The sequence below is a fragment of the Deinococcus sedimenti genome (genome assembly GCF_014648135.1).
Classification (GTDB): domain Bacteria; phylum Deinococcota; class Deinococci; order Deinococcales; family Deinococcaceae; genus Deinococcus; species Deinococcus sedimenti.
Genome location: NZ_BMQN01000002.1, coordinates 307,183 through 332,600, shown reverse-complemented (window position 1 = coordinate 332,600; position 25,418 = coordinate 307,183). Strand labels below are relative to the sequence as shown.

Genomic DNA, 25,418 nt, shown 5'->3' with positions numbered 1-25,418 from the left:
CGTCAGATGACGTACGGAAGGGCGTGCGGCTTCATCCGTATCTCTTTTCCAGCAGGCTGCTGAGGGCGGTCCATTCGGCTTGTTTGCCGTCGGGGAGTTGCCGGGCGAGGTTGCCGAGGTAGCGGGTGAGGTGGGTGCGGGTCAGCGCGTCGGGGTCGAGGCCGAGTTCGCTGGCGGCTTCGGGGATGAGGACGTCGGCCATGGGGCCGATGAGGCGGGTGAGGTTCCAGTGGAGGTCCTCGAGGAAGTCGGGGCCGAGGGGCGTCTCGGGTTGTTCGGGGTGGCCGAGGGCGCGTTCGAGGGTGCCGCCTTCGGTGGTCTGGTCGAGCATGTGGTCGAACGCGGCGGTGGCGGCGTGGGGGTCGCGGCGGATGATGCCGTGGATGATCTGTTCGTGGGTGGTGTACAGGTGCGGGAAGCGTCCGGCGAGCATCAGGTCGGTGCTGATGGCGCGCAGCAGGTTGGCCAGCGGCATGTGGATGGCGCGCAGGAGGCGCAGGACGACGGGGTTTCCGGCGGCGTGGGCGATGGCCATGTGCAGGGCGAGGTCGGCCTGGATGAACGCTTCGGGTTCGCCCTGCGCGTCGCGCATGCGGTGCAGGTGTTCCAGCAGGTCGGTGTGCTGTTCGGGGGTGGCGTGCCGGGCGGCCTGGGCAATCGTGTAGTGTTCGAGCGCCTGGCGGGTGTCGAGGAACGCGCGGGCTTCGTGTTCGTCGTGGACGGCGCCGAGCCAGAGGTTGATGCTGGGGGCCTGCTGCGTGACGGGCAGGATGACGGTGCCGCGGCCGGGTCGGGCGTCGACGACGCCGCTGGCGGAGAGGATGCTGATGGCCTCGCGGACGGCGGCGACGCTGGTGCCGTAGCGCTGGGCGAGGTCGCGCTGGCTGGGCAGCGTGTCGCCGGGTTTCAGGCGGCCGTCGAGGAGGAGTTCCTGGAGGTGCGCGGCGATGTGTTCGCCCAGGGAGCGTTTTTCCAGGGGGTCGGCGGCGAAGGTGAGGTCGGGGTGGGGGCCGGGGCCGGTCATGGGCGGCCTCCGGGGCGCAGGCGGTTCAGGGCGAGGTGCAGGCTGACGCGCAGGCGTTCGATGGCCTGGATCAGGTCGCTGAGTTCGTCGGGGCGGCCCCGGCGGGGGATGTGGATGGGGTCGTGCAGCTGGCCCAGGCTGGCCTGCTGGGCGGCATGCGTGATGGTGAGCAGCAGGGTCACGACGCGCCGCGCGGCGAGCCACGCGAGCAGCGCGGCGGCGGCGGCGGTGATCAGGCAGGCGGTCAGGACGATGAGCAGCTGGCGGTGCAGGGTGGCGGTCAGGTCGCCCAGGGTGACGCCGATGGTCAGGCGGAACAGGCGTTCGCCGGGGGGGGTGGGCTGGCCGGGGAGGCGCAGGGCGCGGGTGCCGAAGGGCGTGTCGAACACGTCGAGTTGCGTGATGTCGTAGGTGCGGGGCTGGCCGTACGTGGCGCGCAGGGTGGTCTGGGCGGCGTCGAGGTGGTCGCGGACGCTGGCGGGGGCGTCGGGGCTGAGGGTGTCCTGGGCGGCGCGGTAGGCGTCGGCGCGGGTGTCGGGCCAGCTGAAGTGCGTGTCCTGTGGGTGGTCGCGCAGGGCGGCGTCGAGCTGGGGTCGCAGGAGCCAGTCGGTCTGGGGGTCGTCGCTGATGAAGGCGCGGGGGGCGTCCCCGGCGGGTTGCACGTCGATGAACGCGACGCTGGGGGCGGCGACGGCGGCGCGCAGCTGGGTGCTGACCTGGGTCAGGTCGGTGACGTCGAGGGTGCTGGCCAGGAGGCTGCCGACCGAGTAGCTGACGTTGCGGGAGATGCTGTTCACCTCTGCGCGGCGCTGCGCGGTGAGGATCGCGGCGAGCAGGAAACCGAGGGTCAGGATGGGCAGGGCGGTGATCAGGACTGCTTTGGTGCGCAGGCTCAGGGGGCGGGGCGCGGGGGCGCTCGGGGCGGTGGTGGTCTGGGGGGTGGCGGTCATGGGCACTCCGGGGGTGGATTCTCCAATTCTCTTTGAACTGAGTTCAATGATCTGATCATTCGACCAGTTGACTTGTGATTTGCCTCAGCCTACAGTGACCGTGTTCCACAACTCAAGTCCGGTCTGCGCCCGTGCCCCGGCACGCGCACCGGTTCACTGCGCCTGCCCGGAGACGCCGGGACAGGTGAACTGGAGGTTTGTCATGATCAGGACCCGCACGTCCGCTCAGTTCAGCGCTGCCCTGCTCCTCTCGCTGGGGCTCACGCAGGCGCAGAAGGTCGAGACCGTCACCATCGGCGTGGCTGTCGCGCAGACCAGCAACACCGCCCTGCTCGGCCAGGAACAGGTCATCGGCGCCCGCTTCGCCGAGAAGTTCCTCAACGGCCGCGGCGGCATCAACGGCACGCCCTTCAAACTGGCGTTCCAGGACACCGGCGGCGACGAGGCCGGCGCCATCAACGCCTTCCAGAACCTGATCACCAAGGACCGCGTGGTCGGCATCGTCGGCCCGACCCTGTCCCAGCAGGCCTTCGCGTCCGACCCCATCGCCGAGCGCGCCAAGGTCCCGGTCCTCGGGCCCAGCAACACCGCCAAGGGCATCCCGCAGATCGGGGACTTCATCGCCCGCGTGTCCGCCCCGGTCGCCGTGGTCGCCCCGAACGCCGTGCGTCAGGCACTGAAACTCGACCCGAAAATCAAGGAGGTCGCCGTCCTGTACGCGCAGAACGACGCCTTCTCCACCAGCGAGACCGGCACCTTCCAGCAGACCGTCAAGGACCAGGGCCTCACCCTCTCCACCGTGCAGCGCTTCCAGACCACCGACACGGACTTCACCACGCAGGTCCAGGCCGTCCTGAACGCCAAGGTGGACCTCGTGATCATCTCCGGCCTCGCCGCGGACGGCGGGAACCTCGTCAAGCAGCTGCGCCAGCTGGGCTACAAGGGCCTGATCATCGGCGGGAACGGCCTGAACACCAGCAACATGTTCCCCGTCTGCCAGAAACTCTGCGACGGCGTGATCATCGCGCAGGCCTACAGCCCCGCGCAGGCCAGCGCCGCCAACCAGGTGTTCGTCAAGGAATACCGCGCGCAGTACAAGAAAGACCCGCCCCAGTTCGCCGCGCAGGCCTACGCCGGAGTGCAGGTCATGGTCGAGGCCCTCAAGGCCCTGGACCGCAAGAAGAAACTGAACACCTACGACCTGGACGACCTGCGCGTCGCGCTGAACAAGCAGATCCTCGCCGGGAAGTACAACACGCCGCTGGGCACCATCTCCTTCGACAAGGAAGGCGAACTGATCCAGAAGGAGTTCTACGTCGCGCAGATCAAGATGAGGGACGCGAAGAACGGCTCGTTCGTGTACCTGAAGTAACCACCCCCTTCCCCACCATGCCGTCAGCCCCCCACGGACGCTGACGGCGTTTCTCTGAAAGGAGTCCCGCATGGAGTTCAGTCAGTTCGTGCAGAACCTGCTCAACGGCCTGGCGATCGGGAGCGTGTACGCGATCTTCGCGCTGGGGTACACGCTGGTGTTCTCGATCCTGGGCATCATCAATTTCGCGCACGGCGCGGTGTTCACGCTGGGCGCGTACTTCACGTACACGCTGGTCGTCGGGGAATTCAGCAACAACGGCCTCCTCAAGGGCGTGGCGCTCTTCCCGGACGGCTCGCCACTGTCGGGCAACCCGCTGACGTTCGCGCTGGCGACGCTGCTGGGCGCGGCGGGCGCGGGCCTGATCGCCGTGCTGATTGAGCGGCTGGCGTTCCGGCCGATGCGCTCGCGCGGCGCGGACCCGCTGCTGGCGCTGGTCAGTTCGCTAGGCGTGGCGCTGGTCATCGTGAACCTGATCCAGCTGCTGGTCGGCGCGGAGATCTACAACTTCCCGTCCGACGCGTACGGCGAGACGCCCCCGGCCCTGTCGTTCACGCTGGGCGGCAAGATCGTGATCATCCGGACCGTGCAGGTCATCATCTTCGCGGTCAGTCTGGTGATGCTGGCGGTGCTGGGGTACGTGATCGGCCGCACGAAGATCGGCAAGGCGCTGCGGGCCGTGGCGGAGAACCCCACGACCGCCAGCCTGCTGGGCATCAGCGTGGACCGGTTCATCGTGATCACGTTCTTCCTGTCGGGCTTCGTGGGCGGACTGGCGGGCACGCTGGTCGGCACGGCGTTCGGCGTGGCCGGACCGTACTTCGGCGTGACGTACGGCCTCAAGGGCCTCGCGGTGATCGTGCTGGGCGGCCTGGGCAGCATTCCGGGCGCGGTGCTGGGCGGCCTGGTGATCGGGCTGGCCGAGGCGTTCGTGCCCGCCGAGTACTCGGCGTACAAGGACGCCGTGGCGTTCGCGCTGCTGTTCGTGATCCTGCTCGTGCGGCCCCAGGGCCTGCTGGGCCGCGCAGCCATTCAGAAAGTCTAACGGGGGGCGACATATGGACGATTTTCTTCAGACGTACGGCTTCCTGATCGCCACCATGCTTCAGGCGGGCCTGCTGGGCCTGAGCCTGTACTTCCCGCTGCAGGCGGGGCAACTGAGCCTCGCCAGTCCGGGGTTCTACGCGGTGGGTGGGTACGCGGCGGCGATCATGCTGACCAACCCGGCCTTCGCGGGCCTGCGCGACACGCTGGGCAACGGCATGTTCCCGCTGACGTGGCTGGCGGGCGCCGTGCTGGGCGGGCTGCTGGGCGTCATTGTGGGCGTCCCGGCGCTGCGGCTGCGTGGCATCTACCTGGCGCTGGCGACGATCGCGTTCGTGGAGATCCTACGCGTGGTCGCGCTGAACCTGACGGTGACGGGCGGCGCGGTGGGCATCTTCGGGATTCCGCAGGCGTTCGGCTTCCAGGACCGCTGGCAGTACATCTTCCTGTTCCTGCCGCTGCTGCTGCTGACCCTGCTGTTCGCGCGGCAGCTGGAACGCTCGCGGGTGGGCCGCGCGCTGCGCGCCATCCGCGAGGATGAACTGGCGGCCGACGCGATGGGCGTGCCGCCCACGCAGTACAAGGTGCTGGCGTTCGTGATCGGCGCGGTGCTGGCCGGGCTGGTGGGCGCCATGAGCGCGCCGTTCCTGAACACCTGGAACGCCAAGCAGGGCACCTTCGACGCGAGCATCACGATCCTGGCGGCGGTGCTGATCGGCGGCTCGCGGAACATCTGGGGGCCGGTGGTGGGCGGCGCGCTGCTCGCGGCGGTGCCCGAGGTGCTGCGCTTCCTGGCGGACTGGCGACTCGTGATCAACGGGCTGGTGCTCGTCGTGGCAAGCCTGTACCTCCCGCAGGGCATCGTGGGCGCGCTGGAACGCCTGGGGCGGCCCCGCCCGCCGCAGCGGCCGACCTCTGCGCCCGTCAGCGCGGCGGAGGTGAAGTCATGACCGGGGCAGGCATGACCGCCTCCGTGCCCGTCACGACGGACCGGAACGTGGTGCTCGAAGCGCGCAACATGACCCGCCGCTTCGGGGGACTGATCGCCGTGAACGACGTGTCCTTCGACGTACGCGAGGGCGAGATCTTCGGCCTGATCGGCCCGAACGGCGCGGGCAAGACGACGCTGTTCAACCTGATGACCGGCCTCACCCCGCCCTCAAGCGGCACGCTGACGTACCGTGGGCAGACCGTGACGGGACTGCAACCGAACCGCGTGGCGGCCCTCGGGATGAGCCGCACCTTCCAGAACATCCGCCTGTTCCGGGGATTGACCGCGCTGGAGAACGTGAAGATCGCGCAGCACACCCGCACCCGCGCTGGACTGTGGCGGGGCGTGCTGGGCGCCGCCCGCGCCGAGGAGGCGCAGGTGGAACGCCGCGCCTGGGAACTGCTGGACCTCGTGGGCATGGGGGACCGCGCGGGGGAACTCGCGGCGAACTTCAGTTACGGCGACCAGCGCCGCCTTGAGATCGCCCGCGCCCTGGCGACCGAACCGCGCGTGCTGCTGCTCGACGAACCCGCCGCCGGGATGAACACGTCCGAGAAGGGGCAGCTGACCGCGTTCATCCGCGAGGTCCGCGACCGTTTCGACCTGACCGTGCTGGTCATCGAACATCACGTGCCGCTGGTCATGAACCTGTGTGACCGCGTGGCGGTGCTGAACTTCGGGCAGCTGATCGCCATGGGCAACCCGGCCGAGGTGCAGCGCGACCCGAAAGTCATCGAAGCGTACCTGGGAGGCGAATGATGCGAATTCCGTCCATTGCGTGGGCCTGCGGTACAGCGCCGCACCCCCACTCCATTTCCGGAATTCGCATCCTGTTCCCACTCGCATCCGCTCGTCGGGCTGCCCCGCAGGCGCAGCAGCCCTCGGAAGGAGGTCAATGATGGCCCTGCTGGAGATCGAGAACCTCAGCGTGAACTACGGCGCGATCCAGGCGGTGCGCGGCCTGTCCCTGACCGTCGAAGAGGGCGAGGTCGTCACGCTGATCGGCGCGAACGGCGCGGGCAAGACCACCACGCTGCGCGCCGTGTCACGCCTGCTGCGCCCGGTCGCCGGGAGCATCCGCTTCGCGGGGCGGGACATCACGCGTCTTCCCGCCGACGAGGCCGTGAAACTCGGCATCGCGCAGAGTCCCGAGGGTCGTCAGGTGCTGGCGCGGCAGAGCGTGCAGGACAACCTGGAACTCGGCGCATACACCCGGAAGGGCAGCTTCCGCGCGGACCTGAACGAGATGTACGAACGCTTCCCGCGCCTGGGCGAGCGGCGCGACCAGCTGGCGGGGACGCTGTCGGGCGGCGAGCAGCAGATGCTCGCCATCGCGCGGGCCATGATGAGCCGCCCGAAACTGCTGCTGCTGGACGAACCCAGCCTGGGTCTGGCGCCGATCATCGTGCGGGAGATCTTCAGCATCATCCGCGAACTGAACGCGCAGGGCGTCACGATCCTGCTCGTCGAGCAGAACGCGCGCCTCGCCATGAACGCCTCGCACCGCACGTACGTCCTTGAGGCCGGGCAGTTGACCTTCAGTGGGAACAGCGCCGAACTCGTGAACGACGAGCGCGTGCTGCAGGCGTACCTGGGCGGGTAGGCTCCGGCAGAAGTCCCGCGGCCCCGTCCGGTTGCTGGCGGGGCCGTTTTCCGGTCAGCGGCGACCGTCCGGTGCTGCGCGGGGCGCCACAGTCGTGGGCGGGACGACTCCCCTCACAGAATCGCCCCGCCCGAGTTGTGCTGCAGTGGGAACGGGCCTTCCGTCGCCGGCGTTCCCTGCGCGCCTCAGCGCGTGCCGAAGTCCTGCACCCAGTACGTGCCGTACGGCGAGCCGGGCTGGTAGGTGTACCCGATGCCGACCTCTTTCAGGGCGGGGTCCATCAGGGTCTTACAGTGGCTGGGGCTGTCGATCCAGCCCTGCATGACGTTGCTGACGACGAATCCGGCGGCGATGTTCTCGGCGGCTTTCGTCCAGTCCGTGTAGCCGGCCGCTTCCATGCGCTGGGCGGGCTTCACGCCGTCAGGGGTCACGTGGTCGAAGAAGTGCCGCTTGGCCATGTCGGCCGCGTGGGCGCGGGCGGCGGCGGCCAGGTAGCCGTTCCAGGTGACGGGCGCGGCGGCTTCGAAGCGCTGCCCGCCGCAGGTGCGGGCCACGGCGCGCGCGGCGTTCAGGGCGCTGAGGATCTGCGCTTCCTCGATGCTCATGGTCTGGCTGCCGGCGTCGCGCACCGCGCCGCTCTGGGCGCCGGTGCTGACGGAACTGCCGACCGCGCTGGGCGTGCTGGGGCCGCCGCAGGAGGCGAGCAGCGCACTGAGGGGAAGGAGGGTGGTCAGGATCAACTTCTGCATGTGAGGGTCCTTTGACCGGTGGAACGGTGGGGTCCGGTCTGAAGTGACCTCACGGTAGCGAGGGGGGCCTCTCGGGCCGCTCACGATGCGGCAGATGAAGACGCGCCCTCGGGGCGCCCCCAGGTGGGTGGGTGGCCATCAGAGCGGCGGGAAGGCAGGTTTCCATCCTTGTGCGACTGACACGGTGAAAACCGGGACTTCAGTCCAAGAACGCAAGCCATCCCGCCGCCAGCCGAGCACGGGAATGTGAATTTTTTACGGTTGTGAGGAAGCTGTGACACGCCCGTTACGGGTCGGGACACACGCTGCCCCCGGACGCCACGCCAGAATGAATAGGCATTGAATGTGTCCATCAAGACCTGTGACACGGCCTCCGATGAAGTGGTTTTTCACAACAGTTCAATCCACGCAGAGGCGACTCGCGGACCTGCCCCGACAGGAAGGAGCCCAGCGGCTTGCGGGGTGTCAGCGAGACAGACGGAAGCCGTATGAACCGAGCAGGCTCGCAGAGTCGCACAGCAGAGCGAACACCTGAACATGCCCGTGGTCGGGAACGAAGCCCTGCGGCGTGCTGCTGGCCCCACGGTGCACCTGAAACGAGCGGACTCGCAGAGCTGCGGAGCAGAGCGAGAACCCGTCGACACCAGCGTTTGGAAGTGGAGCCCAGGGGCACGCCGTTGGCCCTTCAACCCCACTTTTCACCGCTGTCCGGACATGCAACGAAACGTGCTGGCCCGCCGATCAGATACGGCGGGCCAGCACACGGAAACGGCTCAGCGAACGCGGTTCAGGGCGTCCTGCGCGTCCCTGTAGCGAGGGTCGAGTTTGACGGCCCGCTCATAGTTCTCCCGGGCTTTCAGGCGGTCCGGGGCGACGGCCCCGGCGCCCCGCTCATAGCTGAGGCCCAGGTAGTACGCGTACTCGGCACTCTGGCTGCCCAGGGCGGAGGAGCGCGTGAACTGCTCGCGCGCGGCCTTCAGGTCGCCCGCGTCGAGCGCCAGCCGACCCAGGTAGAAGTAGAACTCGGGGTAACGCAGCGGGTCGAGCGCCACGGCCTGCGTGAGTTGCGTGCGCGCCGTGACGGAATCCTTGGCGAGGTAGCTGACCACGCCGTACTGCCCGACGGCGTAGGCGTTCTTCGGCGCAAGTCGCGCGGCCTGCGCCGCTTCGGGTTTCGCTGCGGCAACGTTTCCGCTGAGGGCGAGCAACTTGGCGTAGTACGCCCGGTTGAAGGGATCGCGGGGATCTAGGATCACGGCCTGCTGCAGGTTGTCCAGCGCCAGGGGGATGTTCCCGGCGGCGTAGTACATGTCGCCGAGGTTGTACAGCAGGATGGCGTTCTCGCTGTTCAGGACGATGGCCTGCTTGAAGGCGTCAATGGCCTTGCCCGCGTCTCCCTGCAGCTTGTACACGTACCCGCGTTCGTTCCAGACGCGGCTGAGCCACACGTCCCGGTTCTGCGTCTGGGCGGTGGCCAGCGTCTCGGCGTCCTGCAGGACGCGCAGCGATTCGCCCAGGTTGGCGCTCACGACCGCGCGGTCGCCAGCGCCGATGTACTGCTGTACGAACGCCTGCGACAGCGAGATGTACGCGTCGAAGTTGCGACTGTCCAGGGCGATCAGTTTCTGCAGCGTGCTGATCCCGGCGCTGTACAGGCGCAGTTTCACCTGTGCGCGGCCCAGGCCGAGCAGAGCGGCCGGGTTGTTGGGTTCCAGTTCGGCGGCGGCGCGGTACGCCACGTAGGCCTGATCGTACTTGCCCTGCTCGTAGTAGTACCCGCCCACGGCGACGTAGTTCGCAGCGGGAATGGGGCGGGGGGCGGCCGGAGCGGCGCTCGGCGTGGTGGGGGTGGCGGGCGCGGCGGGGGCGGTTTGTGCGCTGGCGGGTGCCAGCAGCAGCATGAGGCCCAGCAGGCCGCCAGTCATGTTGCGTTGATTCACTCGGTAACCTCCGTGGGGATCAGCTGGGCACGCAGGCACCGGGCCGACCACTCACTGCCAGGGTTGGGCATAGGGGCATCATACGTGAGAACGTTCAATGTCAGGGTGAAGTGCCCGTGAGAGCGGAAAAACAGACCGGGCTGACCATTCATGAAGGCAGTGTCGCCGCCGCGCTTGACGCGCGTCTGATGCCGCCCAGGTCTTCATGCATGGCTGCCCTCCCTGCTACTGTGCGCGGCATGAGAACACCCCGGCGAATCGGCCTGACCGGCAGCATCGGCGCGGGCAAGAGCACCGTCGCGACCCTGCTGCGCTCGCGCGGGCTGACCGTGCTGGACGCCGACGAACAGGCGCGGCTGGTCACGCAGGACCCGGCCGTCCTGGCCGAGATCGAAGCCAGGTTCCCCGGCGTGGTCGTGGACGGCACGCTGGACCGCGCGGCGCTGGCGGGCCGGGTGTTCGGTGACGCGGCCGCCCTGGCGGACCTGAACGCCATCACCCATCCCCGCGTCCGCGCGCGCATAGCGGCGCTGGAGGCGCAGGCCGCCGCGCGCGGCGAGCGGGCCGTCGTGCAGGACGTCCCACTGCTGTTCGAGGGTGGGCTGGAGGCGAGCATGGACGCCGTGATCGTCGTGGACGCCCCCCTCTCTCTGCGCGTGCGGCGGGTCATGGAGCGCAGCGGCCTGACCGAGGCCGAGGTCCTGGCCCGCGACGCCCGCCAGATGCCCGCCGAGCAGAAACGCCAGCGCGCCACCGTCGTCATCGAGAACGACCGCGACCTGCCCCACCTTGAAGCGCAGGTGAACGCCGCGCTGCGCCAGCTGGGGCTGGATGGTTGATGGTTGCTGGTTGATGGTTGATGGTTGATGGTTGATGGTTGATGGTTGATGGTTGATGGTTGATGGTTGATGGTCAACAGCGTCTGCGCGAGCCGACTGCCCACGTCAAGGCCCACCCACTCCCCTCTTCCCACTCCCTACAACCCAGCAGAAGGGAGCGGTCCCGCCCCGCGAGTCCGACCCCTCTCCCCTGCGTACTTATGCCTGCTGGGCGTCCAGCGCGGCCTTGATCAGTCCGGCGAAGGGGGGGCTGGGGCGCATGGGGCGGCTCTTGAATTCCGGGTGGGCCTGCAGGGCCACGAAGTACGGGTGGCCGGGAATCTCGATGGTTTCCACGAGGCCCGCGCCGCGTCCCTCGACGCCGGGGGTGACGCCGCTGATGACGAGCCCGGCGTCCTTGAGCTGCTGGGTGTACGCGGGGTTCACCTCGAAGCGGTGGCGGTGGCGTTCGCGGACGGTGCCGCCCTGCGGAACGCCGTACAGTTCGGCGATTTTCGTGCCCGCCTGGAGGTCCATGGGCCAGTCGCCGAGGCGCATGGTGCCGCCCATCCCGGCGACTTCGAGCTGTTCGGGCATCAGGTCAATGACCTTGTGGGGGGCGTACTCGTCGAACTCGGCGCTGTTCGCGCCGTCGAGCCCTGCCTTGTGGCGGGCGTATTCGATCACGGCGATCTGCATGCCCAGGCAGATGCCCAGGTACGGGGTGCCGCTTTCGCGGGCGTACTGCGCGGCGCGGATCTTGCCCTCGATGCCGCGGATGCCGAAGCCGCCGGGGACGAGGATGCCGTCGGCGCCTTCCAGGGTGGCTTTCACGTCGGCGTCGGTGACGCTGGGGTCCGCGAGGTCCTCGGCGTTCACCCACTGGATGTTGACTTTGGCGTCGTTGGCGATCCCGGCGTGCGTCAGGGACTCCATGAGGCTCAGGTACGCGTCGGGCATCGCGGTGTACTTCCCGGCGATGGCGATCGTGACTTCACGCGCGGGCTGCTTGATGGTGCGCACGGCGTTCTGCCACACGCCGAGGTTCGGATGGATGCGCTCCAGCCCCAGGATGTCCTCGACGGTCTTGCCGAGGCCCTGTTCCTCCAGCGCGAGGGGCACCTCGTACACGTGGGAGACGTCGAAGCTGGAAAAGACGCGGTTCTCGCGCACCGAGGTGAACGCGGCGATTTTGCGGGTGATCTCGGGCGGGAGTTTCTCCTTGCTGCGCACCATGACGATGTCGGGGCTGATGCCCACGCTGCGCAGTTCCGCGACCGAGTGCTGGGTGGGTTTGGTCTTGAACTCGTTGCTGGTGCCCAGGTACGGCACGAGCGTCAGGTGCAGGTACAGGACGTTCTCGTCGCCCTCGTCGAACTTGAACTGCCGGATCGCTTCGAGGAACGGCAGGCTTTCGATGTCGCCGACGGTGCCGCCCACCTCGATCAGGACGATCTCGGCCCCGGCGCGTTCCCCGGCGGCGCGGACGCGGCGTTTGATCTCGTCGGTGACGTGCGGGATGACCTGCACGGTCTGCGAGAGGTAGTCCCCGGCGCGTTCCTTGCGGATGACCTCCTGGTACACCTGCCCGGTCGTGATGTTGCTGCCCGCCGGGATGTCGAGGTCCAGGAAGCGTTCGTAGTTGCCGATGTCCAGGTCGGTCTCGGCGCCGGACGCGGTGACGAAGCACTCGCCGTGCTCGTAGGGGCGCATGGTGCCCGCGTCGATGTTGATGTACGGGTCGATCTTGACGGCCGTGACCTTGTACCCACGGGCGCGCAGCAGTGCCCCGAGGGACGCGCTGGCCACGCCTTTACCGAGGCTGCTGACGACGCCGCCTGTAACGAAGATGTATTTCATGTCTGACCGCGAGCGCCTGACCCCCAGCCCGGGAGCCACCCCACCTGAAACGGGGCCAAAAAGAAAAACCGGGGCGCTCGGCCTCCGGGATTTCATGCTAGCACGCCGGCCGCCACCTGTGTCCGGGTGCGGGCCGGGTCGTGCCACTCCGCGGGGTCAGCGGGCGCGGATGCGTTCGAGCAGCGCGGTGCACCGTTCCTCACGCTGGCGGGACGCGGCGCGCTGCCACGCGGTCGCGGACCCCACGGCGTAGAAGCGTTCGCGTGCGCGGGTCAGGGCGGTGTACACGAGGTTGCGGCTCAGCATCGGCATGTGCGCCTCGTGCAGGACGCCCAGCACGGTGCCCCACTCGCTGCCCTGCGCGCGGTGCACGGTCAGCGCGTACCCGAGTTGCAGGTTGAACAGTTCCGCCCCGGCCAGTTCGACGATGTTCCCGTCGAAATCCACGGTCAGGCGCGAGCCGTCGGCCTTCAGGACGGTGCCGATCGTACCGTTGAAGACCTCGTTGGTGTAGTCGTTCTTCGTCTGCACGACGATGTCGCCGGGCCGCGCGTGCGAGTCCCCGATGCGCACGCCGCCCTCGCCGGGGTTGAAGAGGCTCTGGAGGTGGTGGTTGAGCATCTCCACGCCCAGCGGGCCCTTGCGCATGGGGGTCAGGACCTGCACCTGCGTGGGGCCGCCCATGTCGCGCACGAGCAGCGCCACGCGTCGCGCGCCGACGTCGGGCTCGGTCTCCGTGAGGTTCAATCGGGGGTCGCCCCACGCGGGAGCCTGTCCGTGCAGCAGGCCGTGCGCGGCGCGGATGATGGGGTTCTCGGCCGCCTGCCGGTACACCTGCGTCAGGCGCACGGTGGGGGCCGTCTCGGTCAGGGCGTGCAGGGGCAGCCCGGCATCCACCGGGGGCAGCTGGTCCGTGTCGCCGACCAGCAGCACCCGCGCGCCGGGCGCGACCGCCGCGAGCAGCGACAGCATCAGGCCGTCGCCGCACATGCTGACCTCGTCCACGATCAGCAGGTCGTACGGCGCGGGTTCGAGGTGGTTGTGCCGGAAGCCCGCCGGGCCGTACCCCAGCAGGCGGTGAATGGTGCTCGCCGTGCGGCCCGTCACCTCGCCCAGACGGCGGGCGGCCTTGCCGGTCGGGGCGCACAGGCCGACCTCCAGCCCCAGCTTCTCCGCAAGGTCCGCGACGGCGCGGGTGGTGGTGCTCTTGCCGGTGCCAGGGCCGCCGGTCAGGACGACCAGTCGGTGATCGGCCAGCAGGTCCAGTACGCCCGCCTGCTCGGCGGACAGGCCCTTCGCCGCGCCTTTGGGCACGGTCCACTCGTCCCCGGCGGGGGGCGTGGCGATCAGCGTGCGGATCAGGCTGGCGAGTTTCTTCTCGGCGCGCAGGGTGGGCGGCAGGTAGATGCGGCTGGGGTCGTGCAGCGCGTCCTGCGTGTCCAGCAGCGGGGGCGTGTCGTCGCTCAGGCGGCCCAGTTCCACGGCCGTCTCGACGGCCAGCCGGGCCTGGGCGGGCGTCACGCGGGTGTAGTGCACCACGCCCTTCTCCGCACGGGCGCGCGGCAGGTACGAGTGCCCACCCTGCTGCGCCGCCTGCTGCAGCGCGTACACGGCGGCGGCCGTCAGGCGGCGCGGGTCGTCCAGCGCGCCGCCCTGCGCCTGCCACAGCTTGTCGGCGGTCAGGAACCCGATGCCCTCGACCTCGGTCAGGGTGAACAGGTCGGCGGTCAGGCGTTCAAGCGCGGCCTCGCCGAAGTGTTTCACGGCCCGCTGCGCCTGCGTGATGCTCAGACCCAGCCCCTGGAGTCCCGCGAGCAGGCGGCGTTCCAGGCCCTGCTGCGACCAGCTGGACGTCATCTTGTGCAGGGTGCTGGCCGTCACGCCCGGCACCTGCAGCAGGCGGTCCGGGTCGCCTTCCAGGATGTCGAAGGTCGCCGCGCCGAAGGTACTGGCGATCCGCCCGGCCAGAACCTTGCCCACGCCGCCCACCCGCGCTTCCAGGTACGCGGCGATGCCCGCCTCGGTCAGGTCGGCGGGTTGAGCCTCCAGCACGAGGTTCAGCACGCGGTACTGGTAGCCGTACTCGCGGTGTTCCTCCATGAGCACGTCGGCGCTGAAGGTGTCCCCGGCTTCCAGGGGCGGCATGACGCCGATGACGGTCGCGTCGGGGTCCTCGCCCTCGGCGTTGCGGATGCGGGCGGTCATGACCGTGAAGCCCGAGTCGGCGCGGAATCGCACCTTGTTCACGCCGCCGGTCACGCGGAACGCCTCGGTTGGGGCAGCTGACATCGCTACTCAGCATAGCGCGGGGCGGGCAGTCCGCCTGTGACGGAATCCGCCCGCCCCGCCGGGTGGCTCAGGGCATGGTGATGCCCTGGCCAGCGGGTTCAGGGCACGACGATGTCGGAACCAGCGGGCTCAGGGCACGACGATGTCGGGGCCGTACGTATCCGTGAAGTACATGGTGTCCGGCAGCACGTCCTGCTGGTTGGGCGGCAGGGTGCCGTACGTGCTGACGATCGTGTGGTACGTGCCGGGCGCGATGGGTCCGCTCTCGCGGATGGGGCCGCTGACGTTCAGGTTCGCACCGGCGGCGATGCGGGCGGTGGAGTACGAGGTGTTGCTGTCGGTGTAGATGAACACGTCGGCGAGTTTCACGGCGTCCACGGTGGTCCCGGTCGCGCCGAGCGTGGTGCCGCTGGCGGTGACCTTGAGGTTCTGCACGAACGGCAGCGCCTGGGCGGGGTCGATGAACTGCGTCTTGGTGTACGTCACGCCGTCGAGCGTGAAGGTCACGCCGTACGTTCCGGCCTGCGCGGGCGCGGTCGGGGCGTACGCGAAGCCGCTGCTGGTGGGAATGACGGCCCGCACCAGGCAGACCGGCCCCACTTTCGCCCCGGCGGGACCGGTGAACGTGCAGCTGGTGTCCGCGGCCAGGGGCGTCCCGTCGATCCGCTGGAAGCGGATGGCGCTGTACGCCAGGGACAGGCGGTCCGTGCCGTTCAGGGGGTCGCGGTGCACGCCGAAGGCCACGTCGATGCCGTAGGTGTTCGCGTCGGCGCTGGCGGTGGCCCCGCTGGCGAGTTTCGCGGTGAGGGTGACCTTCTTGCGCGACAGGCTCAGGTGGCGGGCGGTGGCCTGCCCGGCGGCGTTCACGCTGACCATCTGCGGGTCGCTGGACGTCCACGTGACGGCCTGACCGCTGATGGTGTCACCCTGGGCGTTCTTCACGGTGTATGCCAGCTGGGTGGTTTCGCCGACCTTGAGGTTCGCGGGCACGTTGACGCTCAGGGTGTAGGTGGGCGTGGGGGCCGATCCGCCGCCGCAGGCGGACAGCAGGGCGCTCAGGGCGGCAACGGCGGGCAGGGTCAGGGTGGGCAGGGCGGTGCGTGCGTTCATGGGTGGGCCTCCTGGGGCCGTCTGTGGCCCGCTGAATCCAGGGTGCGCCGGGGGGCGTTTCGTGAGCGTTGCAGGGGCGCGGCGTGCTTCACTGCTCAGCGTGAGTGACCTTACACAGGCCCTGACGGTGAGCACGCCCGAGCAGGCACGGCTGCTCCTAGACCCGGCGCTGCTGACGCCGCTGGGGCACCTGCTGCGCGGCGAGGTCAGCGCCGCTGAACTGGCGCGTGCGTGCGGCCTGAGCGTGCAGCAGGCGCATCACCGCCTGACCCGGCTGCGCGCGGCGGGGCTGGTGGTCGTCACGCAGGAGCAGGCGCGCGCCGGGCGGCCCGTGAAACGCTACCGGGCGGCGGCGCAGGCGTTCCGCGTGCCGTTCGCGCTGACGGACCACGCGACCCTCGCGGACCTCGTGGCGGGCCTGCACCGCGACCTGCTGGCGCGGCAGCACGAGCGGGTGGGGCGGATGCTGGCCGCGCAGCCGGGCCGCACCCTGAACATCCACCTGAATGACCGGGGGCAGGTGACGCTGGACTTCGCCGGGTTCGAGGACGTGATGGACAGCGCCATCAGCGCGCATCGCCTCGCCTACCTCAGCCCGGCGGACGCGCAGGAACTCGAGACGAGGTTGCAGGCTCTGTTCGACTGGCTCGACGAGCGCGCCCAGCCGCGCGCGGACGGCCTCGTGCCGCGCCTGCTGGGCGTGTTCCTCACACCGGGGGACGCGTAGCGCTCACAGCGGTTTCCAGTTCCACCCTGGGGCCAACGGCACGCCCTGCAATTCCACTTCCAACCTCTGTGGTCTTCGGGGACTCGCTCCGCTCGTTTCAGGAGGGTTGAGGAGTTCCCTCAACCCTCCTGAAAGCCGCTATTAGCCCTGCGCGGCCAGCGGGGCGGGCGCGGCCTGGTCGCGGCGCAGCAGCGCGGCCCAGCCGAAGGCGGCCAGCAGGGTGAGGGTGCCCGCGACAGTGAACACGGTGCTCACGGCCACGCGGTCCGCGACCGGGGCGAGGAGCAGCATCGCCAGGGGCATGCCCGCCATGCTGAGCATGGTGAGCAGGCTGCCCACCCGGCCGTAATAGGCCGGATCGACGCGTTTCTGGAAGATCATGCTGATCGAGAGGTTCAGCGTGGCGTTCACGAGGCCCATCACGAACGCCAGGGCGTACATCTGCGTGGGCGTCTGCGTGAGGCTCAGCAGCAGGACGGTCACGCCCAGCGCGGCGAAGGCGGGCGCGCTGAGGCGGCGGGCGTCCACGCGGTGTCCCAGGGCGGCCATGCCGAAGCTCCCGGCGGCCAGTCCGGCCAGCAGCAGCCCGAAGAACAGCCCGAACCCCTGCGCGCCCACGCCCAGGGCGGTCATGCGGGCAGGCATCAGCATCTCCAAAGGGGCGAACGCGGCGTTCAGGAAGAAGGCCAGGACGGGCAGGCCCAGCGTGAGGGGGCTGCGGCGGGCGTAGTCGAAGCCCGCGCGGAAGGACGTCCAGAACCCCTCCCCTTCCGGCGCGGAGCCACGCGCGGGGAGGGTCACGAGGGGCAGCAGGGCCGCGAACAGCAGGAAGCTCAGGCCGTCGGCGATCAGGGCGGGGGCGCTGCCGAACACGCCGACCAGTGCGCCGCCGCCGACCATGCCGACCAGCCCCATGACCTGCGTGGCGCCCTGCATCAGGCCGGTGGCGCGTTGCAGCTGCTCGCGGGGCACGAGGCGGGGCGTGACGCCCATCGTGGCGGGTGTGTAGAACGCGCCGATCAGGCCGGTCAGGAACGACGCGACGTAGATGAGTTCCAGCGGGACGTGACCGCGCAGGGCCAGCAGCCCCACCGTGAGTTGCAGCGCGCCGCGCAGGACGTTCCCGAGGATCAGTGGGATTTTCAGGGGCAGGCGGTCCACCAGCGTCCCGAAGAGCGGCGAGAGCAGACCGGGCAGCAGGGCGAGCGCGAGGTTCACGCCCATCTTCCCGGCGCTGCCGGTCTGGTGCAGCACCAGGAAACTGGTGGCGATTCCGGCCAGCGCGGTGCCCAGGGCGCTCTGGGCGCTGCCCAGCCACCACAGCAGGAAGGAGCGGTTCCACAGGCGGTCCGGGGCGTGGGTGGTCATGCCGACCAGCGTGAACTGGAAGCTACTCCGCGAACCAGGGGGCGCGCGGAGTAGCAGGGGACCGGACTCTGGCTTCAGCGGCGGGTGAGGCGGCGCAGCCAGCGGGGCAGGCGGCGGGTCGTGCGCTGGACGAGGGCCACGTCCCCGGTGGCCGTCAGGCGGCTTTTCGTGATGAGGTCGAGGTCACTGCTGTACATGGGCCTATATTCGCAATGAACCGGCGTTTTCACCATGATAAATGACCTTTTGAATGCTTATAAGCAGGTATTCTTTTTATGTGCAGGAGAGGTGATCCAACGTCGCCCAGACAGACCATTCGCCAGGTCATCGGATCACCCGACTTCCCAAACGGCAACCCCACTGCATATTCAGCCGTGTATATTCGTCCTCCCATAGCTCCACCTCTCCCCTGCGTGGCGGCGGGCGGCCATTCTTTCGGGACGCCCAGGCCCACCGTGCTATTTTTTCCGTTATGCGCGTACTTCACACCGCTGATTTTCACGCGGGACGTTCCCTGCGCGGCTTCGACCGCACGCCCGAGGTACACGACGCCCTGACCGAGATCGCCGCGCTGGCCCGCACCGAACGGGCCGACGTGGTGCTGGTGTCCGGCGACCTCTTCGACACCGCCAACCCCAGCGCGGAGGCCGAGCACGCCGTGTTCGACTTCTTCCTGCGCCTGCGCGACCAGGGCATCCCCAGCGTCGTGATCGCCGGGAACCACGACAGCGCCGCCCGCCTCGCGTCCGTCACCGGGCTGCTGGGCTGGGTGGGCGTGCAGGTCGTCGCGCAACCCACCGCGAACCCGGCCGACATGATCCGCACCATCGAGACGCGCGGCGGCGAGCGGCTGGTCGTGGGGGCACTGCCGTACCTGTCCGAACGGCGACTCGTGAAGGCCGCCGACCTGCTGGGCGGGGACACCGGCGCGTGGCGACAGAAGTACCGCGAGGGCATGGGCTTCTTCCTGCGCCGCCTCGGCGAGGGCTTCACGGGCAGCAGCGTGAACATGCTCATGGCCCACGCGACCATGGACGGTGCGGTGCCCAGCGGCTCGGAGCGCACCATGCAGTTCGACCTGACGAACAGCTACACCCTATCCGGCCTGCAACTGCCACCCGGCGCGCAGTACGTCGCGCTGGGGCACGTGCACAAGCCGCAGCAGGTGTCCGACGCGCCCCCCGCGTACTACCCAGGCAGCGTCATCCAGCTCGACTTCGGCGAGGCGGGCGAGAAGAAACAGGTGAACCTGATCGAGGTGGAGGCCGGACGCCCCGCCCGCGTCCACGCGCTGCCGCTCGCCAGCGGCCGCGAACTCCGCACCCTGCGCGTGGACCTCGAACACGTCGAGAGCCGCCTCACGCAGCTCCAGGGCTTCGGCGGACTGCTGAAGGTCGTCGTGCGCGCCCCTGCCGGAACCGCCCTGCCCGGCCTGAAAGACCGCGTGCTGACCCTCGCGCCGAACACCCTCGCGGTGGACCTCGACGCTGTGCAGGAGGACCTCGCCCTGCCGGAACTGAAACGGGAGGGCCTGAGCCTCATGGAACTCTACGAACGCTACCACCGCGAGAAACGCGGCGAACTGCCGGGCGACCTGCGCGCCGCCTTCCAGGAAGCGGACGAACTCGCCCGCACCGAGGAGAGCGCGTGAAGAGGGTTGATATTCGAAAGTTGATGGTTGATGGTCTGACCTCTATCAACCATCACCCATCAACCATCACCACGCCGGAGGCGAACCAATGAGGCCCATCCAGCTGGACATTCAGGGCTTCACGGCGTTCCGGCAGTTCACGAGTCTGGATTTCGGTGATCTGGAGTTGTTTGCGCTGGTGGGGCCGACGGGGAGCGGGAAGAGCAGCCTGCTGGACGCGATGACGTTCGCGCTGTACGGGCAGACGGCGCGGCTGGGCGCGTCGGGGCTGGACGCGCTGATCTCGCAGGGCGAGCGGGGCCTGTCAGCGGCGCTGACCTTCGAGGTGGGTGGCGTGACGTACCGCGCGTCGCGCACGAAGGGACGGCGGCAGGCGGAGAACGAGGTGCGGTTCGAGCGGCTGGATGACGATGGCCGCTGGACGAACCTGTCCGACGGTGGGATGAAGGTCATCAACGAGCGGATCCGGCGGGTGCTGGGGCTGGACTTCCGGAATTTCGCGCGCAGCGTGATGCTCCCCCAGGGGGAGTTCTCGCGCGTGCTGCACGGCACCGGGAAGGAACGGCAGGCGCTGCTGGGCGAGCTGACGGGGCTGGATCACGTGGCGGCCATGCAGCGCGTCGCGTCCGACCGGGCGAAGGAACTCAAGCACGAGGCCGGGAGCCTGAACGCCGTGCTGGAGGGCGAGTACGCGGGCGTGACCCCAGAGGCGCTGGCGGGCCTGCGGGTCGAGCGGGAGCGGACGGACGCGGACGCCGAACGCCTCACCGACGAGCGTGAACGCCTGACCGGGCAGCAACTGCGCCTGCGCGAACAGGAGCGGGTGTGGAAGGCGCGCGAGGACACCGCGCGGCGGCTGACGTCGCTGGAGGGCCGCGCGCAGGGCGTGCAGGAGGGCGCGGCGCGGGCGGCGCGGGCGCGGCGGGTGGCGGGCGTGCTGCCGCTGCTGGACGCGGCCGAGCGGGCGCGGATCGCTGCCGCGCGTGAAGCGGGCGAGTTGCGGGGGGCGCAGGCTGCCGCAGAGGCCGCGGAACAGGCCGCGCAGGGGGCCGCCGCGACCCTGGAGGCCGCCCAGGCCGCCGAGGCCCGCATTCCTGACCTGGAAGCCCGTGCCGAGGCCCTGCGCGACGCCGAGAGTGACGTGGCGAGGCTGCGCCGCGCGGGCGGTAAACCGGACGCCACGCACGCCCAACCCCTGCCCTGGGACGAGGACGCGTTCCTCGCCGCGCGTGAGGGTGCGCAGCGTGCCGAGAAGGCCCGGCAGGAGCGGGTGCTCGTGCAGACCGAACGGGTCAGCCTGAAGGCCGCGCACGACCGTTTCGCCAGCGAGGAACGCGCGCAGGCGCAGGAGACGGCCGAGCAGGAACGCGTGAAGCGCGAGGGCACCGACGCGAAGGCGGCGCTGGAGGCCGCGCAGGCCGCGCTGGACGCCGCGCGGCTGGAGGCGGGCCTCGCGTCGTACCGCGCGCACCTGCACGTCGGGGACGACTGTCCCCTGTGCGGGCAGACCGTGACGGTGCTGCCGGACGCGCCACGCGCCGATCTGGGCGCGCAGCAGGCGCAGGTGGAGGCCCTGACCCGCACGCTGGACGAGCGCCGCACCCGCTTCACGGACCTGCGCGCCGCGCTGAAGGCCCGGCAGGCGTGGCTGGGCGAGAAACGCGCCGAGTACCGCAACTGGGACGAGCAACTGACCGCCCGCGAGACCGACCTGCGCGCGGCCGAAGGCTTGGTGACGGGCGACCCGCAGTCGGACATGGCCCGGCTGCTGGCCGGACTGGCCGCCCGCGTCCGCGCCGCTGGACCCGATCCGGCCCGCGCGCGACAGGCGGCCCTGGCCGAGATCACGGCCCTGCGGACCCGCGTGCAGGACGCGCAGGCGACCCTGGCGCGCGCGCAGGGTGACCTCGCCGCCGCCGGGGCGACCCTGCGGGGCGTGCAGGCGAACGCCGAGCGCCGCGCGCAGGAGGCGCAGGAAGCGCAGGTCAGCCTGGACACCGCCCTGCGTGACCTGAACCTGGACGCCGCGCAGGCCCGCGCCGCCGCCCTGCCCGAGAACGACATCGCCGCGCTGGAAGCCGCCGCCCGCACCCACGAGGCGGACGTGGCGCAGCTCCGCTCGGCACTGGCCGATCTGGACCGGCAGCTGGGCGCGGCACCCTTCGACCCGGCGCACCTCGCGCAGGTCACGCGGGACCTGACCGCCACCGACGCCGCCCTGACCGCCGCGCGCGAGCAGGCCGGTCGCCTCGCCGAGCAGGAACGTCAGCTACGGGAACGCCTGGAGCGCAAGGCGGACATCCACGCCCGCGCGCAGGCCGCGTCGCGCGCGCTGGACACCTGGCAGACCCTCACGAACAGCCTCAAGGCGAACGAGTTCCAGCAGTTCCTCCTCGCGGAGATTGAGGCACAGCTCCTGACCCGCGCGGGCATCCTGCTGCATGAGATCAGCGACGGCCGTTACCGCCTGGCCCTGCAGGACGGCGAGTACGTCGTGCAGGACCTCTGGAACGCCGGTGAGGTGCGCGGCGTGAAGACCCTGTCCGGCGGTGAGACGTTCCTCGCGTCACTGTCCCTGGCGATCGCGCTGAGCGACTACCTCGCGGGGAACCGCGTGCTGGGCGCGCTGTTCCTCGACGAGGGTTTCGGTACGCTCGACCCGCAGGCGCTGGAGGCCGTGGCGAACGCCCTGGAGAACCTGCGCACGCAGGGCCGCATGGTGGGCGTCGTCACGCACGTCGAGAGCCTCAGTGAACGCCTCCCCAGCCGCCTGCTCGTTACCAAGAGCGTGGCGGGCAGCAGCGTGCAACGCTTCGACCTGTAAGGGATGTAGGCAGTGGGGAGTGGACGGGATGCAACAGCAACCGACCCACTTCCCACTACCCGGTCTCCGCCGCGCCTTCCTCGCCGTCGAGTTTCGCGAAGATCATGCGGCCCACGTTCGTCTGCACGTTGTTCACGACGACCACCCGGGTGGGTTTCCCACGGAACCTGATGGCGTCCTCGACGACGACCATGGTGCCGTCCTCGAGGTACCCGACGCCCTGGTTCTTCTGCTGGCCGCCCTTGCTGATGGTGACGGTCAGCTGGTCCCCGGCCTGCACCTGGGGTTTCAGGGCGACGGCGGCCTCGTGGATGCTGAGGATCTCCACACCGTGCAGGCGGGCGATCTTGCCGAGGTTGCCGTCGTTCGTGACGATCCGCGCGCCGCTCTCGCGGGCCAGCCGGATGAGTTTGTCATCCGTGGTGGGCAGCGCGGGGTCGTCCCAGTCCTCGATCCGCAGGGACCGGAGGGACCGGAGGTCTTCCAGTACGGTCAGGCCCCGCTTGCCCCGCGTACGTTTCTGCGCGTCGTGGTGATCCGAGAGAATCTGCAGTTCCCGCAGGATGAACGCCGGGACGATCAGTTCCCCGTCCAGGAACCCCGCGCGCAGGAGGTCCACGATGCGCCCGTCGATGATGACGTTGCTGTCGAGGAGCTTACTGCCGGGTTTGCGCCGGACCTGTGGGAAGGCCAGCAGCCCGAAGCTCTCAGCGTTCCGGACGGCGAAGGACACGAAGAAGACACCCAGAGCGGCGGTCACCACGACATTCCACACCCAGGTGTAGAACGGCACGGTGCGCAGCAGACTGCTCAGGAGCACGCTGACGAGCAGCGCGACAATCAGTCCGAACGTGGCGGCCGCCACGGCGCGTGGGGACAGGCCCCGGTACCAGCGCAGGAACCGCGTCGCGGCGCGCTGCCCCGCGCTTTCCAGTCGCGGGGCGAGCAGCAGGGCAGTCAGCATGCCCGCCAGCATGAGGCTCAGGGTGTTGACCGTTCCGAGATCTCCGGGCTGCACAGAGGCCAGACCCCGCCCAGCCACGAGCCCGAGGAGCAGGCCCATCAGCGTGATCAGCAGTCGCAATGCCAGCATTACTGCAGTCTAGCGTCATCGGCGCTGCCTTCGCAGGGACTTCCGAACCGGGCGCAGGCCCACTCCACTGGCCCCGACATCAGTCGCGTGACCTCCCCGTGGTTTTCACGAACCCAGCGGGTCGGCCTTGATGTCCCTGCAGCGAGCCGACCGAGTATCCGCAGACGGCTCGTGGTTGCGAGTGAACCTCTGGGGCGCGATGTCGGCCCCGGGCACGTCGTGATGCCTGCGGTCAGCGGCGGGACCGCAGAACGGCCAGCGCCCGCTGCGGGTTCAGATCGATCCAGTAGGCGGCCCCACCGGTCAGCGCCGCCAGGACCAGAGCCGGCCACAGGGCCGCCGCACTGATGATGCCCGTCAGGGCCAGCGTGGCGAGGACGGCGGCGGCGAACCCGGCGAGAACCAGCACCCAGGCTTTCTGCCAGTAGCGCGGGCGATCCCGGTAATGCAGCCGGCGGGCCGAGGTCCACAGCAGCCGAGCTGCATAGAGCAGGATGAGGGCGAGCAGGAGGGCCGTGAAGTAATGAGTATCAGTCATGTGTCGTACCGGGTCGGGTCCTTCATTCTAGAACGAATCCTGATGTCCTTCTGACCTGGGGTGATCAATAAAAAACCCCGCCGAGGCGGGGACTTTTCTGGTAGAACCGAGGGGATTTGAACCCCTGACCCCTACCGTGTCAAGGTAGTGCTCTACCCCTGAGCTACGGTTCTAGACCTGGAATGGGGTACTTGGAGGCGCTGACCGGACTCGAACCGGTGGTGGAGGTTTTGCAGACCTCTGCCTTACCACTTGGCTACAGCGCCGTGAGGCTGTTGCTGTCCCTTGCGGGCGGCTGGTGGGTCTTCCTCTCCAGCGGAAGGAATGTTAGCACGGCTTTTCTGACCTGTAAACAGGGGGGCAGATGCGGCGGGAGATGGTGCACCCTGACTCTAGACTGCGCCGCATGATTCCTGCTCTGTCTCTGCGCTCTGGCGCCCTGATCACGGCCTTCCTCCTGAGCACTTCAGCGGGTGCGCAGCTGCTGCAGACGCCCGCGCAGACGCTGGCGCAGTCCACCCTGAAGGGCCTGACCGCCGACGGCAGCGTGCTGCGCCGGGGCGCGACGACGGTCACGCTGGACATCAGTGGCGGGTACGTGGTGGGCGTCCTGACCGAGACGGACTCGCTGGACGATCTGGCGCGCGGCGTGGGCGCCGGGTGGGGACTGGACGAGACGAACCTGCCGAAGCTGAAAGGCAACCTCAGCAACCCGCAACTGCTGACGGCCGCCCGCGCAGGTTTCGTGGACACCACCGACGATTCAGGCACCGACCTGATCGCCCTGAAGGTGACCGGCGAGGGCAGCGGCACGCGGTACGCGGCGTACGTCGCCGTGAACATCTGGCCGGACAGTGCCTTCCCGGTCACGAAGGCCGTGACCGGCAGCGCCGCCGCGCCCGTGACGCTGCGGGTGTTCAGTGACTTCCAGTGCCCGTACTGCAAGCAGATGTGGGACAAGGCGATGCCCGCGTGGCGCAGGGACAGCGCGACGTACCGCGTGATGCACTACGAGTTCCCGCTGTCCTTCCACCGCAACGCTCAGGGCGCGGCGGAAGCCAGCGAGTGCGCCGCCGCGCAGGGGAAGTTCTGGCCGTTCGCGGATCAGCTGTTCGCAAACTTCAGCGTCTGGACCCCGCTGGACCCGAAGGACGCCCCCGCGAAGTACGCCGCCTACGCGAAAGCCGCCGGGCTGGACACGGCCGCCTTCAAGACCTGCGTGGGCCAGAGGACGTTCAAGGCCAGTGTGGACGCCCAGGTACAGGCCGGGCTGAAGGTGAACGTGCAGGGCACCCCGACCGTGTACCTGAACGGCCTGAAGCTGTCGAACTACAGTGACGCGCGTGAGGTGGCCCGCGCCCGCGCGATCACGACGGCGCAGCCGTCCGCCGCCAGCGTGATCGAGGCGCGACTGAAAGCGTTCCGCTGATCTGTACCTCACCCGGCGGGTGTGCGCAGCGCCCGCCA

21 protein-coding genes and 2 tRNA genes are annotated in these 25,418 nt (G+C 69.4%); 10 read left to right on the top strand and 13 right to left on the bottom strand.

Going from position 1 to position 25,418, the window contains the following annotated elements:
* Positions 1-31: 31 nt before the first annotated feature.
* Positions 32-1,024: a FadR/GntR family transcriptional regulator gene (locus IEY69_RS08340; RefSeq protein ID WP_189072666.1), complete on the bottom strand. Its 993-nt coding sequence runs from the start codon at positions 1,022-1,024 to the stop codon at positions 32-34.
* On the bottom strand, positions 1,021-1,974 hold the full coding sequence (locus tag IEY69_RS08335) for a hypothetical protein (protein WP_189072665.1): 954 nt from the start codon (positions 1,972-1,974) through the stop codon (positions 1,021-1,023). Before IEY69_RS08335 ends, IEY69_RS08340 begins: the two co-directional genes overlap by 4 nt.
* 202 nt (positions 1,975-2,176) lie before the next feature.
* Here IEY69_RS08335 and IEY69_RS08330 point away from each other — a divergent pair, with 202 nt between their 5' ends.
* From IEY69_RS08330 to IEY69_RS08310, 5 genes are all read left to right on the top strand, one after another.
* The gene (locus tag IEY69_RS08330) at positions 2,177-3,346 is read left to right on the top strand and encodes an ABC transporter substrate-binding protein (protein ID WP_189072664.1); all 1,170 of its coding nucleotides are present in this window, start codon (positions 2,177-2,179) and stop codon (positions 3,344-3,346) included.
* Between the two features lie 70 nt (positions 3,347-3,416).
* Entirely contained in the window at positions 3,417-4,391 is a 975-nt protein-coding gene (locus tag IEY69_RS08325) for a branched-chain amino acid ABC transporter permease (protein ID WP_189072663.1), read from the top strand.
* 13 nt (positions 4,392-4,404) lie between these two features.
* Positions 4,405-5,340: a branched-chain amino acid ABC transporter permease gene (locus IEY69_RS08320; RefSeq protein WP_189072662.1), complete on the top strand. Its 936-nt coding sequence runs from the start codon at positions 4,405-4,407 to the stop codon at positions 5,338-5,340.
* 11 nt (positions 5,341-5,351) lie between these two features.
* Positions 5,352-6,140, top strand: coding sequence for an ABC transporter ATP-binding protein (locus tag IEY69_RS08315; protein WP_189072661.1), 789 nt, complete (start codon positions 5,352-5,354; stop codon positions 6,138-6,140).
* 139 nt (positions 6,141-6,279) lie between these two features.
* Positions 6,280-6,984: an ABC transporter ATP-binding protein gene (locus IEY69_RS08310; protein WP_189072857.1), complete on the top strand. Its 705-nt coding sequence runs from the start codon at positions 6,280-6,282 to the stop codon at positions 6,982-6,984.
* Between the two features lie 185 nt (positions 6,985-7,169).
* Here IEY69_RS08310 and IEY69_RS08305 read toward each other — a convergent pair whose 3' ends face one another.
* Positions 7,170-7,733 carry a CAP domain-containing protein gene (locus IEY69_RS08305; RefSeq protein WP_189072660.1) on the bottom strand — a complete coding sequence of 188 codons (564 nt, stop codon included), beginning with the start codon at positions 7,731-7,733 and terminating at the stop codon, positions 7,170-7,172.
* Between the two features lie 773 nt (positions 7,734-8,506).
* The gene (locus tag IEY69_RS08300; protein WP_308425452.1) at positions 8,507-9,673 is read right to left on the bottom strand and encodes a tetratricopeptide repeat protein; all 1,167 of its coding nucleotides are present in this window, start codon (positions 9,671-9,673) and stop codon (positions 8,507-8,509) included.
* A gap of 239 nt (positions 9,674-9,912) precedes the next feature.
* Between IEY69_RS08300 and coaE the strand changes: the two genes are divergently transcribed.
* Entirely contained in the window at positions 9,913-10,512 is a 600-nt protein-coding gene (coaE, locus tag IEY69_RS08295) for a dephospho-CoA kinase (RefSeq protein WP_229783758.1), read from the top strand.
* Between the two features lie 198 nt (positions 10,513-10,710).
* Here the strand turns inward: coaE and pyrG are convergent, their stop codons facing one another.
* The 3 genes from pyrG to IEY69_RS08280 all read right to left on the bottom strand — a co-directional run bounded on the left by pyrG (position 10,711) and on the right by IEY69_RS08280 (position 15,750).
* Positions 10,711-12,351, bottom strand: coding sequence for a CTP synthase (gene pyrG / locus IEY69_RS08290; RefSeq protein WP_189072658.1), 1,641 nt, complete (start codon positions 12,349-12,351; stop codon positions 10,711-10,713).
* A gap of 156 nt (positions 12,352-12,507) precedes the next feature.
* Positions 12,508-14,640, bottom strand: coding sequence for an SF1B family DNA helicase RecD2 (gene recD2, locus IEY69_RS08285; RefSeq protein ID WP_189072657.1), 2,133 nt, complete (start codon positions 14,638-14,640; stop codon positions 12,508-12,510).
* A 129-nt stretch (positions 14,641-14,769) separates the two neighbouring features.
* Positions 14,770-15,750: a hypothetical protein gene (locus IEY69_RS08280; RefSeq protein ID WP_189072656.1), complete on the bottom strand. Its 981-nt coding sequence runs from the start codon at positions 15,748-15,750 to the stop codon at positions 14,770-14,772.
* 100 nt (positions 15,751-15,850) lie between these two features.
* Between IEY69_RS08280 and IEY69_RS08275 the strand changes: the two genes are divergently transcribed.
* Positions 15,851-16,477: an ArsR/SmtB family transcription factor gene (locus IEY69_RS08275; protein WP_189072655.1), complete on the top strand. Its 627-nt coding sequence runs from the start codon at positions 15,851-15,853 to the stop codon at positions 16,475-16,477.
* 141 nt (positions 16,478-16,618) lie between these two features.
* Here the strand turns inward: IEY69_RS08275 and IEY69_RS08270 are convergent, their stop codons facing one another.
* Positions 16,619-17,845 (bottom strand): MFS transporter, encoded by a 1,227-nt coding sequence (locus IEY69_RS08270; protein WP_189072654.1) that lies wholly within the window; start codon positions 17,843-17,845, stop codon positions 16,619-16,621.
* Positions 17,846-17,919: 74 nt separating this feature from the next.
* Positions 17,920-18,042 carry a hypothetical protein gene (locus tag IEY69_RS21940; protein WP_256444734.1) on the bottom strand — a complete coding sequence of 41 codons (123 nt, stop codon included), beginning with the start codon at positions 18,040-18,042 and terminating at the stop codon, positions 17,920-17,922.
* Between the two features lie 275 nt (positions 18,043-18,317).
* Between IEY69_RS21940 and IEY69_RS08265 the strand changes: the two genes are divergently transcribed.
* Both IEY69_RS08265 and IEY69_RS08260 read left to right on the top strand, forming a co-directional pair.
* Entirely contained in the window at positions 18,318-19,496 is a 1,179-nt protein-coding gene (locus IEY69_RS08265) for an exonuclease SbcCD subunit D (RefSeq protein ID WP_046844467.1), read from the top strand.
* An 88-nt stretch (positions 19,497-19,584) separates the two neighbouring features.
* The gene (locus IEY69_RS08260) at positions 19,585-22,320 is read left to right on the top strand and encodes an AAA family ATPase (protein ID WP_189072653.1); all 2,736 of its coding nucleotides are present in this window, start codon (positions 19,585-19,587) and stop codon (positions 22,318-22,320) included.
* Between the two features lie 55 nt (positions 22,321-22,375).
* Here IEY69_RS08260 and IEY69_RS08255 read toward each other — a convergent pair whose 3' ends face one another.
* The 4 genes from IEY69_RS08255 to IEY69_RS08240 all read right to left on the bottom strand — a co-directional run bounded on the left by IEY69_RS08255 (position 22,376) and on the right by IEY69_RS08240 (position 24,217).
* A complete protein-coding gene (locus IEY69_RS08255) occupies positions 22,376-23,413 on the bottom strand; it encodes a PIN/TRAM domain-containing protein (RefSeq protein ID WP_189072652.1) in 1,038 nt (345 codons plus the stop codon).
* Positions 23,414-23,645: 232 nt separating this feature from the next.
* The gene (locus tag IEY69_RS08250; protein WP_189072651.1) at positions 23,646-23,951 is read right to left on the bottom strand and encodes a hypothetical protein; all 306 of its coding nucleotides are present in this window, start codon (positions 23,949-23,951) and stop codon (positions 23,646-23,648) included.
* A gap of 98 nt (positions 23,952-24,049) precedes the next feature.
* A tRNA-Val gene (locus tag IEY69_RS08245) sits at positions 24,050-24,124 on the bottom strand.
* Between the two features lie 19 nt (positions 24,125-24,143).
* Positions 24,144-24,217, bottom strand: a tRNA-Cys gene (locus IEY69_RS08240).
* Positions 24,218-24,357: 140 nt separating this feature from the next.
* Between IEY69_RS08240 and IEY69_RS08235 the strand changes: the two genes are divergently transcribed.
* A complete protein-coding gene (locus tag IEY69_RS08235) occupies positions 24,358-25,380 on the top strand; it encodes a DsbA family protein (protein WP_189072650.1) in 1,023 nt (340 codons plus the stop codon).
* The last annotated feature ends 38 nt before the right edge of the window (positions 25,381-25,418 follow it).

Bases quoted from the DNA above. Each gene is read 5' to 3' on its own strand.
- pyrG (WP_189072658.1), bottom strand. From the start codon at position 12,351: ATGAAATACATCTTCGTTACAGGCGGCGTCGTCAGCAGCCTCGGTAAA.
- IEY69_RS08235 (WP_189072650.1), top strand. From the start codon at position 24,358: ATGATTCCTGCTCTGTCTCTGCGCTCTGGCGCCCTGATCACGGCCTTC.
- IEY69_RS08340 (WP_189072666.1), bottom strand. From the start codon at position 1,024: ATGACCGGCCCCGGCCCCCACCCCGACCTCACCTTCGCCGCCGACCCC.
- IEY69_RS08280 (WP_189072656.1), bottom strand. From the start codon at position 15,750: ATGAACGCACGCACCGCCCTGCCCACCCTGACCCTGCCCGCCGTTGCC.
- IEY69_RS08265 (WP_046844467.1), top strand. From the start codon at position 18,318: ATGCGCGTACTTCACACCGCTGATTTTCACGCGGGACGTTCCCTGCGC.
- IEY69_RS08305 (WP_189072660.1), bottom strand. From the start codon at position 7,733: ATGCAGAAGTTGATCCTGACCACCCTCCTTCCCCTCAGTGCGCTGCTC.
- IEY69_RS21940 (WP_256444734.1), bottom strand. From the start codon at position 18,042: ATGTACAGCAGTGACCTCGACCTCATCACGAAAAGCCGCCTGACGGCC.
- IEY69_RS08330 (WP_189072664.1), top strand. From the start codon at position 2,177: ATGATCAGGACCCGCACGTCCGCTCAGTTCAGCGCTGCCCTGCTCCTC.
- IEY69_RS08250 (WP_189072651.1), bottom strand. From the start codon at position 23,951: ATGACTGATACTCATTACTTCACGGCCCTCCTGCTCGCCCTCATCCTG.
- IEY69_RS08270 (WP_189072654.1), bottom strand. From the start codon at position 17,845: ATGACCACCCACGCCCCGGACCGCCTGTGGAACCGCTCCTTCCTGCTG.
- IEY69_RS08315 (WP_189072661.1), top strand. From the start codon at position 5,352: ATGACCGCCTCCGTGCCCGTCACGACGGACCGGAACGTGGTGCTCGAA.
- coaE (WP_229783758.1), top strand. From the start codon at position 9,913: ATGAGAACACCCCGGCGAATCGGCCTGACCGGCAGCATCGGCGCGGGC.
- IEY69_RS08260 (WP_189072653.1), top strand. From the start codon at position 19,585: ATGAGGCCCATCCAGCTGGACATTCAGGGCTTCACGGCGTTCCGGCAG.
- IEY69_RS08255 (WP_189072652.1), bottom strand. From the start codon at position 23,413: ATGCTGGCATTGCGACTGCTGATCACGCTGATGGGCCTGCTCCTCGGG.
- IEY69_RS08310 (WP_189072857.1), top strand. From the start codon at position 6,280: ATGGCCCTGCTGGAGATCGAGAACCTCAGCGTGAACTACGGCGCGATC.
- IEY69_RS08325 (WP_189072663.1), top strand. From the start codon at position 3,417: ATGGAGTTCAGTCAGTTCGTGCAGAACCTGCTCAACGGCCTGGCGATC.
- IEY69_RS08335 (WP_189072665.1), bottom strand. From the start codon at position 1,974: ATGACCGCCACCCCCCAGACCACCACCGCCCCGAGCGCCCCCGCGCCC.
- IEY69_RS08320 (WP_189072662.1), top strand. From the start codon at position 4,405: ATGGACGATTTTCTTCAGACGTACGGCTTCCTGATCGCCACCATGCTT.
- recD2 (WP_189072657.1), bottom strand. From the start codon at position 14,640: ATGTCAGCTGCCCCAACCGAGGCGTTCCGCGTGACCGGCGGCGTGAAC.